Genomic DNA, 12,469 nt, shown 5'->3' with positions numbered 1-12,469 from the left:
CCAGGTTTTTTTTCGCGCCTTATTCTGGCTGGACCGGTTCAGGCATTGGCCGGGATGCCGGCGAATTCGTCAAGGCCGGCCGGGCGTGCCCCGAGCGCGGCCATGCGCGCAAGCGCGCGTTCGCCGTCGCCCGGTGCGACATCGACCGCACGCATCGCCTCGCGCACGATGATCACTTCGAAGCCATGCTCGCGCGCGTCGACGACCGTGTTCAGCACGCAGTAGTCGGTGGCCAGCCCGCCCACTACCAACCGGCGCACGCCACGCTGACGCAACTGGTCGGCCAGGTCGGTGCCGTTGAAGGCCGAGTAGGCGTCGGTGTCGGCAGTGTCTGCTTTCGACACGATCAGTGCATCGCCGGGCAGCGCGAGCAGCGTGGAAAACGCCGCGCCCGCCGTGTCTGCCACGCAATGCGGTGGCCACGGACCACCACGCGCGGTGAAGGAACAGTGGTTCTCCGGGTGCCAGTCGCGCGAGGCGGCGACCGGCAAGCCCTGGCTGGCGAACAGGCGCATCAGCCGGTTGACCGGCGTGATCACCTCGTCGCCCTTCGGGACACCAAGCTTGCCGCCGGGAAGAAAATCGACTTGCATATCGATGACGAGGAGGGCGTCGTCACGGGTGAGCTGGATCGAATTCATGCCTTGTCCTGTGGGAGCATTTGATGGAAACAGCTTAGCACGCTCCGCGCGTGGGCACTGCCGGACGCACATGATATACTGTATAAAAACACAGTATTTCATGAAGCCCACAATGACCAAGTTCATCCCCATCGATCTCGCACCACGCCTGGCAGGGCAGCTTGAGGCGCCCAGCGGCCGGCTCGACGTCAAGATGTTCCGCGTCGCCGACGACCCGATCACCGAAGCCCAGACCGACGCCGAGATAGCGCGCGAGTTCATCGGCAACGGAGAACTCAGTCCAAAGTCGATCGCCAACAGCCAGAAAGAATTGTTCCGCTTTCTTACCTGGTGCCGGGAAGAAGCGAAAAAAACGCTGTCCCAGCTGAATGTGGCCGACCTGAACGCCTACAAGGAATTCCTGCGCGATCCGCCGCCCGACTGGGTATCGACCACTAAATGGCCGCGCAGCGATCCGCGCTACCGTCCATTCACCGGCCCCTTGTCCGACCCCAGTCGGCGCCAGGCCATGATCGCGGTCAAAGGCTTGCTGGCCTTCGCCGAGCAGACCGGCTACCTGCGCCGTAATCCAGCCGCACTGGTACGCAACGTGCGTACGCCGATCGCCAGTCGCGTCACACGCTACCTGACGCCGGATGCGATCGCCCTTGCCGTCGACACGGTCGCGCGCCGCGTGCCCGATTCGCCGGCGGGCCTGCGCCGGCGCGAGCGCGACCGCTTCATGCTGATCGCTTTTGCCCATACCGGCGCCCGCTTGAACGAGCTTGTCAGCGCAAACATGGGCGCGATCTACTCGGAAGGAAACGACCGCTGGTGGCTCGACGTGATGGGGAAGGGCAACAAGCCGCGCCGCCTGCCGGTCCCCGCTGACATGCTCGAGGCCTTTCGCCGCTACCGGGAAGCTTTCGGCCTGCCGGGCCATACGGCGCGTGCCGACCGCATGCCGCTCGTGCTGTCGAGCCGCAGCCGGGCGGTCACCCGTCTCACCGACGAGGCGGCATCGGAAGCGATCAAGGGCGTCTTCGCCGAAGCTGCGCAGGCCGCGGCCGGGGCAGGGCAGGAAGACATCGCCGCGAGCCTGCGCCACGCATCGGCCCACTGGCTGCGCCACAGCATGCTGACCAACCACGCCAACAACGGCGTGCAACTCAAGACGCTGCAGGATACGGCAGGGCATGCCAACATCGCGACCACGGCGGGCTACCTGCACAAGACCGATAACGAGCGGCACGATGAAATCATCGGTTCGGTCGTGAACAAGAAAGAGAAGTAAGCAGCGCAGCGGGGCAGGGGACGTGCGTGACACCAAGCAGGCGCGCGCAAATCGCTGGGCTGTGCAAGGGTGCAGTCGGACCTAGCCTGTGGCGGGGGCGAAATGCCGTCACCTCATTGCCGGGCAAGCGATCAACAGCCAAACCAGCTGACAACCGGAAAAACACACCCATCATGAACTCGACATTACGCATTATATTGTCGAGTTCTCATTGTGCACACCAGCCAGGGCGACGGCAGTGCGCCTGAGCGCGTCTGCCGCCACGTCAAGATCGAGTCGAGGTCTTCCATGCACCCAACTTTCGACAAGCGAGAGTTGGGCATGTGCTACTTGCGCTGCAATCAGCTCGAGTGGAATGCGCGCGACGCCGTCGGGACTACGTCTGAGTCGCTCGACAATCAGATTGGCCAAGGTTTGGCACAGCAAGGGTCTCGTTGGCCAGCTCAGCAGGACGCGCGCAACCTGCTGGTGATCCCGAAAATGCCGAAGCAGGGTCGTCACGGCATCGCTCGAACCTGTTGGGCCGACCAGATCGGCCAGGATGGAAAAAGGTCCGACGATGCTTGCGCGCAGCAGGTCGTGCTTGGTCCGGTAATGCTCATAAAAGGTCGAGCGGCCGACATTGGCGCGGTCCGCGACGGTGCCGACCTTGAGCGTCGCGTAGCCTTGTTCCAGCAACAGTTCCACGAATGCGCTGTGGAGCGCGGCGCAAGTGCGCTGGCTGCGTCGGTCGAGCATCTGGTCAACCATGTAATCCTCTCTGACGGACAATGCGGATGTTTTGTCCGCTAGCGGATGAACCGGGAAACTGCTCTGCCACTCCACGCGGCGACGGATGATATTAGTGGGACTCCAACCAAAAAGTAAAGGAATCCCATGAATTTGCAAGCAACTGTTCCTCTTCCGGCGCATCGCCGCCGGGCCGCGTTTGCCATCGCCTGCACCACTGGTCTTGCATTGTTCGCCTTGTCCCATCACCCCGTCGTCACGAAAGCGTCGTCCGTTCAGGAAAGCCTGACCCAGCTCGTCTCGCTGCAGTTCATGGACGGCGTCGTGCACGGTGGTCTCATGGTCATGCTCGCCATGCTGGCCGGCGGTTTTGCAGTATTCAGCGGCCTGCTCGGGCGGCGCCGGGTACCAGTGATCGTCGCGATGGCCGCGTATTCGCTTGGCTGCTGCATTGTCGTCGGTGCGATGCTGCTCGACGGCTTCGTGGTGCCCCAACTTGCGCGGCAGTTCGTCGCAGCCTCCGAGCGTGAGATCGAGGTGATGTATATCGTCCTGCGCGTCATGGGCACCATGATTCAAGTGCTGACCAAGGCAGGCTTGCTGGCCATGTGCGCCGCATTTCTAGCGTGGTCGTACGCTCTGGCATCGGCGCCAGATTGGCCATGGTCGCGTTGGTGTGCAGCGCTAGGGGTCATGGCAGGATTGTTTCCCGGACTTTTCATCCTGATCGCCGATGTGCGCCTTGCGCCACTCAACCTGATGGCAATTTTCGGCGTGCATTCGATCTGGAACCTGGGAGCGGCAGCCTTATTGGTCAGGTCGGGCCGACCTGCGTAATGGCAGGGCGTGCCGGGCTGGGCGCCCATACGATATACTCGAGGTAGGAAGCGTATTTTACATAATATAGATTATGCGAAGTTCTTGATCTGCGCAGTAGCAGCTGGAGCTTCGCTGTCCTGGCAGCTTCCAGCTCCTTCATTTAGGTCAATGCACTTCCGCGAGGTTTGATCGATTTTCTTCATTTGCCAGAACCGATGCCGACACGTCCGAGGCCTAAGCCAAGTTGGGCGATCCCGGGTTGAACTGCCGGGCAAGCACGTTCGGTGCAATCGACAGTGCCTTCGAGACCGTTGCGCAATCCCTGGCCGCACGTGACATATCGCGTTCCATACGCGCGAGCGCGCAGGCACGCGACTACGCCTGTGCTGTGTCGAGCTGGGCAAGGCGCGCCCGCAGCTTGCGTTCCTCGCTCCAGCGTTCGGTCTCATCGCGCACCACTGCGACAATAGACGACACCTCCCCGCTCGGAGCGTGCAACATCGCGACGGTAAAAGCGATTGACAAGGGCTTGCCTTCCTTGTGTACTGCCGGGACACGCAACACGTCGTTGCCGTAGCGCGTCTGGCCCGTGGCCATGGTGTTGTGGTAGCCGGTCCAGTGACGCTCGCGTTGACGCTGAGGAATGATAAGGTCCAGCGACTGTCCGATGGCGTCGCTTTCGGTAAAGCCGAAGATGCGCGTAGCGGCTCCATTCCAGAAGGTAATTGCGCCGGCCGCATCGCAGACAATGACACCGTCGCCCAGTGCATGTACCAGTTGTTGAAAATCGAGTTCGACGTGCATGAACACTCCTTCTAAAAAAGCGAGCGCGCGCCGCAACAGGCCGACGCGCGCAAGGATCCGTTTTATCCAGGTATTCCCGGGATCAGACCACCTGCTGCTCGTGCAGCGCCGCGATCTGCTTCGTGCTGTAGCCGAGACTTTCCAGTACCTCGTCGGTATGTTCGCCCAGCAGCGGCGAACCCGTGATTTCGACCTTCATGTCCGAGAACTTGATAGGGCTGCCCACGGTCAGGTATTTTCCGCGTTCCTTGTGGTCGACCTCGGTGATCGTACCGCTGGCACGCAACGAAGGATCGCTGGCGATTTCTTTCATCGACAGGACTGGCGAACAAGGAATGTCGAACTTGCGCAAAATGTCTACCGCCTCGAACTTGGTCTTGTCTTTCAGCCATTCTTCGATCGTCGCAAAGATGTCGAAAATCTTGTCCTGGCGCGCGGCAGCGGTCATGTACGCTGGGTCGGCGGTCCACTCGTCCTTGCCGATTGCCCTGCAGATTGGCGCCCAGGCGTGCCCCTGGATGGTGAAATAGATGTAGGCGTTCGGGTCGGTTTCCCAGCCCTTGCACTTGAGCACCCAGCCCGGCTGGCCGCCACCGCCGGCATTGCCGCCACGCGGAACGACGTCTGAGAACTTCCCATGCGGGTACTGCGGATACTCTTCCAGGTAGCCGATACGGTCCAGGCGCTGCTGGTCGCGCAACTTGACGCGACACAGGTTCAGCACGCTGTCCTGCATCGATACCGCCACCTTCTGGCCCTTCCCCGTCGTGTCGCGTGCACGCAGGGCGGTCAATATTCCGATCGCCAGGTGCATGCCGGTATTGCTGTCGCCGAGCGCGGCGGCGCTGACGGTCGGGGGACCGTCGTCGAAACCGGTGGTCGATGCCGCACCGCCGGCGCACTGCGCCACATTCTCATAGACCTTCAGGTCTTCGTAGTGGTGACCGTCGCTGAAGCCCTTCACCGACGCCACGATCATGCCTGGGTTGAGTTCCTTGATGTGTTCCCACGTAAAGCCCATGCGGTCCAGTGCGCCCGGACCAAAGTTCTCGACCAGCACGTCCGACTCTTTGATCAGCTTGGTAAGGATTTCCTTTCCTTCGGGCTTTTTGGTATCGAGCGTCAGCGAACGCTTATTGCTGTTCAGCATGGTGAAATACAGTGCGTCGACGTCCGGGATGTCGCGCAACTGCGAGCGCGTAACGTCGCCCGAACCGGGACGCTCGACTTTGATCACGTCGGCGCCGAACCATGCGAGCAACTGCGTGCAAGCGGGGCCAGCCTGGACGTGGGTAAAGTCGATAATCTTGATGCCTTCAAGTGGTTTGCTCATGATGTCAGTCTCCTTTTGTCAATCGATATGCGGGACCCGCAGGCCTGCCTGCCGGCTTGCCTGAGGGATGGCGCCGGCGGTCGTGCGAGTGGCTGTCTTACTTTTTCGTGCCGCTTTGCGGATTCAGGTTGGTCAGGCGGCCGCTCTCTGTCCCGGCGGTCTCATCGATCACAGCATTGATGAGGGCGGGCTTGCCGGCGGCAATCGCCTCGGTCAGCGCACGGGTGAGCTCTTGCGGAGTGGTGACGTTGTACCCGATGCCTCCAAACGCTTCGATCATCTTGTCGTAGCGGGCGTTCTTGACGAACACGGTCGGGGCCACGTCCTTGCCACCGGTCGGATTGACGTCGGTACCGCGGTACACGCCGTTGTTGTTGAAAATAATAGTCGTCACCGGTAAATCGTAGCGACAGATGGTCTCGAGTTCCATGCCGCTGAAACCGAAAGCGCTGTCGCCTTCGATCGCGACCACCGGCTTGCCGCTGACGACCGCCGCGCCGATGGCGTAGCCCATGCCGATGCCCATGATGCCCCAGGTGCCGGAGTCGAAACGTTTGCGCGGCTGGTACTGGTCGATGATGCTGCGTGCATAGTCAAGGGTATTGGCGCCCTCGTTGACCAGGTTGATGTCGGGATGGTGCTTCAGCACGTCGCGGATTGCACCCAGGGCGGTGTGGAAGTTCATCGGAAACACTTCTCGGCCCAGCTGCGCTGCCATCTTGGACATGTTCTGGTCCTTGCGCTCGGCGATCGGACCGAGCCACGATGCGTCCGGCTTGGCGATGCCGGCGCCGTCGAGCCCCTCGAGCAGGGCCGCCACGCACGAGCCGATATCGCCGATCAGCGGCGCGGCAATCGCCACGTTGCTGTCGATTTCGGTGGGCGAGATATCGATCTGGATGAACTGTTTGGGCTTGCCCCAAGTCTTGCCTTTGCCGTGCGCCAGTAGCCAGTTCAGCCGCGCGCCGATCAACACCACCACGTCGGCCTCGGCCAGCACATAGGAGCGGGCCGCTGAGGCCGACTGGGCGTGAGTGTCCGGCAGCAAGCCCTTGGCCATCGACATTGGCAGGTAAGGAAACCCGGTGCGCTCGACCAGGGCGCGGATGTCCTCATCCGCCTGCGCGTAGGCAGCGCCCTTGCCGAGCAGGATCAGCGGCTTCTTTGCGCCCTTGAGCAGCGACAGTGCGCGTTGCACCGAGTCCGGGGCCGGAAGCTGGCGTGGCACCGGGTCCACCACCTTGACCAAGGTGCGCTTGCCGTGGCCCGCCTCGAGCGTCTGCGACAGCAGCTGGGCCGGCAGGTCGAGATAGACACCGCCCGGGCGACCTGAGACGGCAGCGCGAATCGCACGCGCGACACCGATGCCGATGTCCTCGGCCTTGTTGATGCGGTAAGAAGCCTTGGCGTACGGCTTGGCCGCGTTCAGCTGATCCATCTCTTCATAGTCGCCCTGCTGCAGGTCGACGATCTCGCGTTCGCTCGAACCGGAAATCAAAATCATCGGGAAGCAGTTGGTGGTCGCGTTGGCCAGTGCCGTCAGGCCGTTGAGGAAGCCCGGCGCCGATACGGTCAGGCAAATACCCGGCTTTTGCGTTATGTATCCGGCAATCGCTGCGGCATTCCCTGCGTTCTGTTCATGACGAAAGCCGATAAAACGCATCCCCTCGGCCTGCGCCAGGCGGGCAAGGTCGGTAATCGGAATTCCGACCAAGCCAAAAATCGTATCGATGTCGTTATGTTTCAACGCATCGATTACCAGGTGAAAGCCGTCGGTCACGTCTACCGATACGTGGTTTGTCATTGATGTCTCCGGTTATTGTCGATCCAGGTGGCCACGCCATGTGTGTCGCCCTTGAATCATCATATCCAGCCCGTCTGATTTGCCTCATTGACCACGGTCAATTTTCGCCGCATGATGGAGGATTCCAGGTAAATGGCCCGGTTCAATGACGCTCATTGCAAATCACTCGGAACGGAACATCATCCGACTCCAGTTGAAACAGAACGTGATTCTCAAGGAATTACGCGACAGTGAAATGGCCGCGCTCGAGCCCTATTTGACGATCGTGAATCATCAGAAGGGTGATCTGCTGGTGAATCAGGGCGTGCACGAAATGGCCCAGTATTTCATTCTTGACGGCATCCTCAAACGCCAGGTCACCAATCAGGAAGCAAAGGAGATGATCCTGCGCTTCTCGGCGGAACGCGATATCGAAACCAGTTACGCCGCCTGGTGCCTGAAAACGCCGACTCCGTACAGCATCGTGTGCGTCACCAAGGCACGGGTGGCGAGAATGCCGCTGTCGCAATGGGTCGACTACCTGCAAAGCCACAGCACCGTGAAGCAGGCGTTCGAATACGAGGTCATGAACCTGATGAGCAGCATCATGGCGCACACCATTACGCTGCATTTGCTGGATGCGCCGGGCCGGGTTCACCGCTTTGTGCGCAAGCACCCCGACTTGTTTGAACGACTGCCAAAGAAAGAACTGGCGTCGTACCTGAACCTGTCGCCGGAAACGCTGAGCCGCTTGAAAAATCGGGGAAAGATCTGAAGGCAAACGCACCGGCCGGCCAGTGCTGGCCTGGCCGGTCCGTTTTGTTTCTGAAAAGCCGGTCAGGTCGTAACCAGTTTCTGCAGCCTTACCCCGCCGCGTTCCTCGGTCATTGTCTGCTCCAGCAACTTCACGAGCGCATACGCCGAATCGATATGCGGCGTAGGGGTCCCGGTCATGCGCGCCAGTTCGATCACCGAGCCTACCAGTGCATCGATTTCCGGCCCCCGGCCTGCCTCCACGTCCTGCAGCATCGAGGTCTTGTGCTTGCCGATTTTCTCGGCGCCCTCGATGCGCCGATCTAGCGTGACGCGAAACGAAATTCCCAGCTTGGTCGCGACCGCTTCCGCCTCGCGCATCATGGCCGCCGCCAGCTCGCGTGCGAGCGGGTGTTGGCAGATGTCGACCAGGGTCGAATGCGCCAGTGCGCTGATCGGGTTGAAGCTGACATTACCCCATAGCTTGAGCCAGATTTCGGCGCGGATATTGTCCAGCACTGGCGACTTGAAGCCGGCGTTCTGGAAGCAGGCGGAGACCGCATTGACCCGCTCGCTCGCAGTGCCGTCCAGCTCCCCCAGCGGAAAGCGCGCGCCTTCGATGTGCCGGATGACGCCTGGCGCCACCAGTTCGGCTGCCGGGTAGACCACGCAGCCGAGCACCCGCTCGGGTTGGATCCTGCGCGCCAGTTCGCCACCGGCATCGACGCTGTGCACGGTGCGACCGTCGAACTCGCCGCCATGGCGGTGAAAATACCAGAAGGGTATGCCGTTTTGCATTGTCACCACAACGGTCCGCGGACCGAACAGCTGGCCGATCCGGGCGGAGACGCCATCGACCTGGTGCGCTTTCAGGGCCAGGATCACCAGGTCCTGCACGCCGGCCGCCTCATAATCATCGGTCGCGCGCACTTCCAACGCGACCTTTTCTTCGCCGCTCATTTCGATGAGCTTGATACCATGTGCACGAATCGCCTCCAGGTTGGCTCCCCGGACAATGAATGTCACCTCCTCCCCTGCCAACGCCAGCCTGGCGCCGACCAGGCCTCCGATTGCTCCCGCTCCGATGACTGCGATTTTCATGACCCACCCCTCGTCGTTTACTCGAACCGATTGACCAGCTTTCCGATGCCGTCGATCTCTACCTCGATCAAGCTGCCCGGCCGCATCGAGCCAACGCCGACCGACGTTCCGCACAGCAGGATATCGCCCGGCTCCAATGTCATGTCATGCGAAATTTTACTGACCAGCTCGGCCACCGAAAACACCATATCGTTGACGGGGTAGTCCTGGCGCACCTCGCCGTTCAGGATCGTGCGCACGACCAGCATTGTCGGATTGAGTCCGGTAGCAATCACCGGGCCGAACGGGCAAAAGGTGTCGAAACCCTTGGCGCGCACCCATTGAGGGAAGGTCGGATCGCGCTGGATGATATCGGCCACGGTGACGTCATTGGCGCAGGTGTAGCCGAACACATGGTCGGGAGCGTCCTCTACCGAGACGGCGCTGCAGCTGCGGCCGATGACGATCGCCAGCTCGCCTTCGAATACCACCTTGCCCTCGGACGGCGGCCTGCGGATCGTGCCGCCTGGCGCCAGGTACGAAGTCGGCGGCTTCATCAGGTAGAGCGGCTCGGCCGGCGGAGCCAGGCCCAGCTTCTGGCCGAGGGCGTGATAGTTGTTCCACATCGCCAGTACTTTGCCGGGCACGACGGGGGCGAGCACCTTGACCTCGGCCAGGCCGATCGCATGGTCGGTCCGTCGCGGGCTGTCGAACATGTCGCCCTTGAAGATCCGGATCTTGTCGCCCTCGATTGTGCCGAAACGCACGGTGTCGAGGTGTTGAAAGCGTATCCAGTGTTGAATCATGTGATTTTTCTCTCGTACGGCGGGGATCGGGGGACAGCCCGGCATGCAGCCTTGCTTCTCGTCTGATTGTGGAAGAACAACTTCTGCATATCCTTGACCATGGTTAAGATTCGAAAATCTCCGCTCAGCCAGTCGTGTCTATACGCCGATCTGCCGCTGCTGGATCTCTGGCCAGTTGATGAAGGCGGCGGGATTGCCGCCAGCGGCGCTCGCTTGCGCGTGGCAGCGCTCCTTGGTGGCCAGGATCGCCTCGACCAGGAAATCGGCGTCGTGCGCGCTCAGCAGGTGGGCTTGGTGCGCTGCCAGGTAGTTTCGCAAGCCGGTGCGGTCATCACTGCCCGAGGCGACGCTCGCATAGTGTCCTGTGTCCCAGAACCAGCTCAGTCCCAGTTCATGAAAAGCCGCGTTGTAGGCGTTGCGCTGGGCGTCGGCGTCGCTGCTGCGGATCGTCGTCATGGCAATTCTCCAAATGGGTTCGTGCGGTTGAGTAATCTGGAAACCATCCTATTCCAACAAAATGATTAGCAATAGTTAAAGTTTTTAGGGATAATCATTAGCGATTGCTTATACCTCTGGAGTCCGATGAAGAACGCGACACTGCGCCAACTGAAGGTGTTCGAGGCGGTCGCGCGTCGCCTCAGTTTTTCGCGCGCCGCCGAAGAACTGCACCTCACCCAACCGGCCGTGTCGATCCAGATCCGGACCCTCGAGGGCCATGTCGGGGCGGACTTGTTCGAGCAACTCGGGAAGACGATCTACCTGACCCAGGCGGGCACCGAGCTGCTGCCCTTTTGCCGCGCCATCATCCAGCAGTTCGATGAAGCGGAAGACGCAATGGCGCAGCTCAAGGGGATCGCGGGCGGCAAGCTGAACGTGGCGGTGATCAGTGCCGGCGACTATTTCTTTCCACAGCTGATGGTCGCCTTCGCGCGCCAGCATCCGGGTGTGCAGTTGAACCTGATGGTGCACAATCGCGAGGAACTGCTGGGCAGGCTGTCGGCCAACAGCACCGATCTGGCTGTGATGGTGCGCCCGCCTGCCGGGCTCGACACGCAGAACGATGCGTTCGCCCCCCATCCCTACGTGATCGTGGGCGCGCCGGACCATCCCCTGGCTGGACGCGGGCCCATTTCGATGGACGAGCTGATCCGTCAGCCCTTCGTGATTCGCGAACCCGGCTCCGACACCTGGTTCTCGATGGAAGCTGCGTTCGGCAGCCACCTGGGCGAACTGAAGGTTGCGATGGAAATCAAGAGCACCGAGACGATCAAGCAGGCGGTCATCGCCGGTATCGGACTGGGCTTCCTGTCTGCCCATACGATCGGCCGCGAGCTCACTGCGCGCAGCCTGGTGGTGCTGGAGGTCGAGGGGTTTCCATTGATGCTCAACTGGTATGTCGTGCACCGCCGCGAGAAGCGGCTCCCGCCGGTGGCGCGGGCGTTCCGGGCGTTCCTGCTGAACGAAGGGGCGGCCCGGATCGCCCTGCTGATTCCCCCGCCCTGCCCTTAGCGCTGCATCAGCGCGCGCAGGTGCGCCGCGCAGCCCCCTGCCAGCCCGTCGGCGCTGTAACCGCCTTCGAGGATCGAGACGATCCGGCCCTGGCACACATCCTCGGCAATCCCCATCACTTCGCGTGTAATCCAGCCGAAATCCTCGTCCTCCAGATTCATGCCCGCCAACGGGTCGAGCCGGTGCGCGTCGAACCCGGCCGACATCACGATGAACTGTGGCGCAAAGCGGCGCAATGCGGGCAGCAACGCGCTCGCCACCTGCGCGCGAAACAGCTTCGTGCCGCAGCCAGGCGGCAGCGGAAGGTTGACAATGTTCCCGCTCGCTCCGGTTTCGCTGGCCGCACCGGTCCCTGGATACAGCGGCGACTGGTGGCTCGAGCCGAAGAAGAGTTCCGGACGGTCGAAGAACGCGGCTTGCGTGCCATTTCCATGGTGGACGTCGAAATCGATCACGGCTACGCGCTCCAGGCCGTGCGTTTCGAGGGCGTGGACGGCAGCGATGGCGGCCTGGTTGAAGACGCAAAAGCCCATCGCCCGGTCCGGCTCGGCATGGTGTCCGCAAGGCCGGGTCGCGCAGAACACGTTGCCGGCCTCACCCGCCAGCACGGCATCGACCCCGGCACAGGCGGCGCCGACGCAGCGCAGCACCGCCTCCCACGTGCCGGGCGACATCACGGTGTCGCCGCCGTCAAGCGCCACCAGGCCACTGCGCGGCGCTGCGGCGGCGATCGCATCGACATACTCGGCGCTGTGCACCAGCAATACCTGTTCGCGCGTGCCGAGCGGCGCCTCGCGCCAGGCCAGTTGCGCAAATTCCGGCTGCCGCAGCGCCCCCATCACCGCATGCAGGCGCTGCGGCGATTCCGGATGGCCCGGCCCGGGCGCGTGCCCGAGGCAGGCCGGATGATAGAACACCAAAGTAGTCATGAGAAGTTCT

13 protein-coding genes are annotated in these 12,469 nt (G+C 61.9%); 4 read left to right on the top strand and 9 right to left on the bottom strand.

Going from position 1 to position 12,469, the window contains the following annotated elements:
- Nucleotides 1-38 precede the first annotated feature (38 nt).
- A complete protein-coding gene (locus ACHAC9_RS01630) occupies nt 39-641 on the bottom strand; it encodes an isochorismatase family protein (RefSeq protein ID WP_435756473.1) in 603 nt (200 codons plus the stop codon).
- 112 nt (nt 642-753) lie between these two features.
- Here ACHAC9_RS01630 and ACHAC9_RS01625 point away from each other — a divergent pair, with 112 nt between their 5' ends.
- Complete coding sequence (locus ACHAC9_RS01625) at nt 754-1,914, top strand: tyrosine-type recombinase/integrase (protein WP_435756471.1); 1,161 nt, start codon at nt 754-756, stop codon at nt 1,912-1,914.
- A gap of 192 nt (nt 1,915-2,106) precedes the next feature.
- Here the strand turns inward: ACHAC9_RS01625 and ACHAC9_RS01620 are convergent, their stop codons facing one another.
- Nucleotides 2,107-2,664, bottom strand: coding sequence for a TetR/AcrR family transcriptional regulator (locus ACHAC9_RS01620; RefSeq protein ID WP_435756469.1), 558 nt, complete (start codon nt 2,662-2,664; stop codon nt 2,107-2,109).
- Between the two features lie 126 nt (nt 2,665-2,790).
- Between ACHAC9_RS01620 and ACHAC9_RS01615 the strand changes: the two genes are divergently transcribed.
- Nucleotides 2,791-3,480 carry a hypothetical protein gene (locus tag ACHAC9_RS01615; protein WP_435756467.1) on the top strand — a complete coding sequence of 230 codons (690 nt, stop codon included), beginning with the start codon at nt 2,791-2,793 and terminating at the stop codon, nt 3,478-3,480.
- A gap of 357 nt (nt 3,481-3,837) precedes the next feature.
- On the opposite strand, the gene ACHAC9_RS01610 is transcribed toward ACHAC9_RS01615, so the two are convergent.
- The 3 genes from ACHAC9_RS01610 to oxc form a co-directional block, all read right to left on the bottom strand.
- On the bottom strand, nt 3,838-4,266 hold the full coding sequence (locus tag ACHAC9_RS01610; RefSeq protein WP_435756465.1) for a PAS domain S-box protein: 429 nt from the start codon (nt 4,264-4,266) through the stop codon (nt 3,838-3,840).
- 82 nt (nt 4,267-4,348) lie between these two features.
- A complete protein-coding gene (frc, locus tag ACHAC9_RS01605; RefSeq protein ID WP_435756463.1) occupies nt 4,349-5,599 on the bottom strand; it encodes a formyl-CoA transferase in 1,251 nt (416 codons plus the stop codon).
- Between the two features lie 97 nt (nt 5,600-5,696).
- Nucleotides 5,697-7,403, bottom strand: a complete 1,707-nt coding sequence (gene oxc, locus ACHAC9_RS01600) for an oxalyl-CoA decarboxylase (protein WP_435756461.1) — start codon at nt 7,401-7,403, stop codon at nt 5,697-5,699.
- Between the two features lie 145 nt (nt 7,404-7,548).
- Between oxc and ACHAC9_RS01595 the strand changes: the two genes are divergently transcribed.
- Nucleotides 7,549-8,157 (top strand): Crp/Fnr family transcriptional regulator, encoded by a 609-nt coding sequence (locus tag ACHAC9_RS01595; RefSeq protein WP_435756459.1) that lies wholly within the window; start codon nt 7,549-7,551, stop codon nt 8,155-8,157.
- Nucleotides 8,158-8,219: 62 nt separating this feature from the next.
- On the opposite strand, the gene ACHAC9_RS01590 is transcribed toward ACHAC9_RS01595, so the two are convergent.
- The 3 genes from ACHAC9_RS01590 to ACHAC9_RS01580 form a co-directional block, all read right to left on the bottom strand.
- Nucleotides 8,220-9,236 carry a 2-dehydropantoate 2-reductase gene (locus ACHAC9_RS01590; RefSeq protein WP_435756457.1) on the bottom strand — a complete coding sequence of 339 codons (1,017 nt, stop codon included), beginning with the start codon at nt 9,234-9,236 and terminating at the stop codon, nt 8,220-8,222.
- Between the two features lie 17 nt (nt 9,237-9,253).
- The gene (locus ACHAC9_RS01585; RefSeq protein ID WP_435756455.1) at nt 9,254-10,021 is read right to left on the bottom strand and encodes a fumarylacetoacetate hydrolase family protein; all 768 of its coding nucleotides are present in this window, start codon (nt 10,019-10,021) and stop codon (nt 9,254-9,256) included.
- Nucleotides 10,022-10,159: 138 nt separating this feature from the next.
- Nucleotides 10,160-10,477: a hypothetical protein gene (locus ACHAC9_RS01580; protein WP_435756453.1), complete on the bottom strand. Its 318-nt coding sequence runs from the start codon at nt 10,475-10,477 to the stop codon at nt 10,160-10,162.
- A gap of 126 nt (nt 10,478-10,603) precedes the next feature.
- Here ACHAC9_RS01580 and ACHAC9_RS01575 point away from each other — a divergent pair, with 126 nt between their 5' ends.
- Nucleotides 10,604-11,530 carry a LysR family transcriptional regulator gene (locus ACHAC9_RS01575; RefSeq protein ID WP_435756451.1) on the top strand — a complete coding sequence of 309 codons (927 nt, stop codon included), beginning with the start codon at nt 10,604-10,606 and terminating at the stop codon, nt 11,528-11,530.
- Here ACHAC9_RS01575 and ACHAC9_RS01570 read toward each other — a convergent pair.
- A complete protein-coding gene (locus ACHAC9_RS01570; RefSeq protein WP_435756449.1) occupies nt 11,527-12,459 on the bottom strand; it encodes a histone deacetylase family protein in 933 nt (310 codons plus the stop codon). The two genes, ACHAC9_RS01575 and ACHAC9_RS01570, sit on opposite strands and share 4 nt — an antisense overlap.
- Nucleotides 12,460-12,469: the final 10 nt, after the last annotated feature.

Origin of the sequence: Massilia sp. CMS3.1 (genome assembly GCF_051262535.1) — a bacterium.
Taxonomy (GTDB): Bacteria; Pseudomonadota; Gammaproteobacteria; order Burkholderiales; family Burkholderiaceae_D; genus Telluria.
This window is presented reverse-complemented; position numbering and strand designations above follow the sequence as displayed.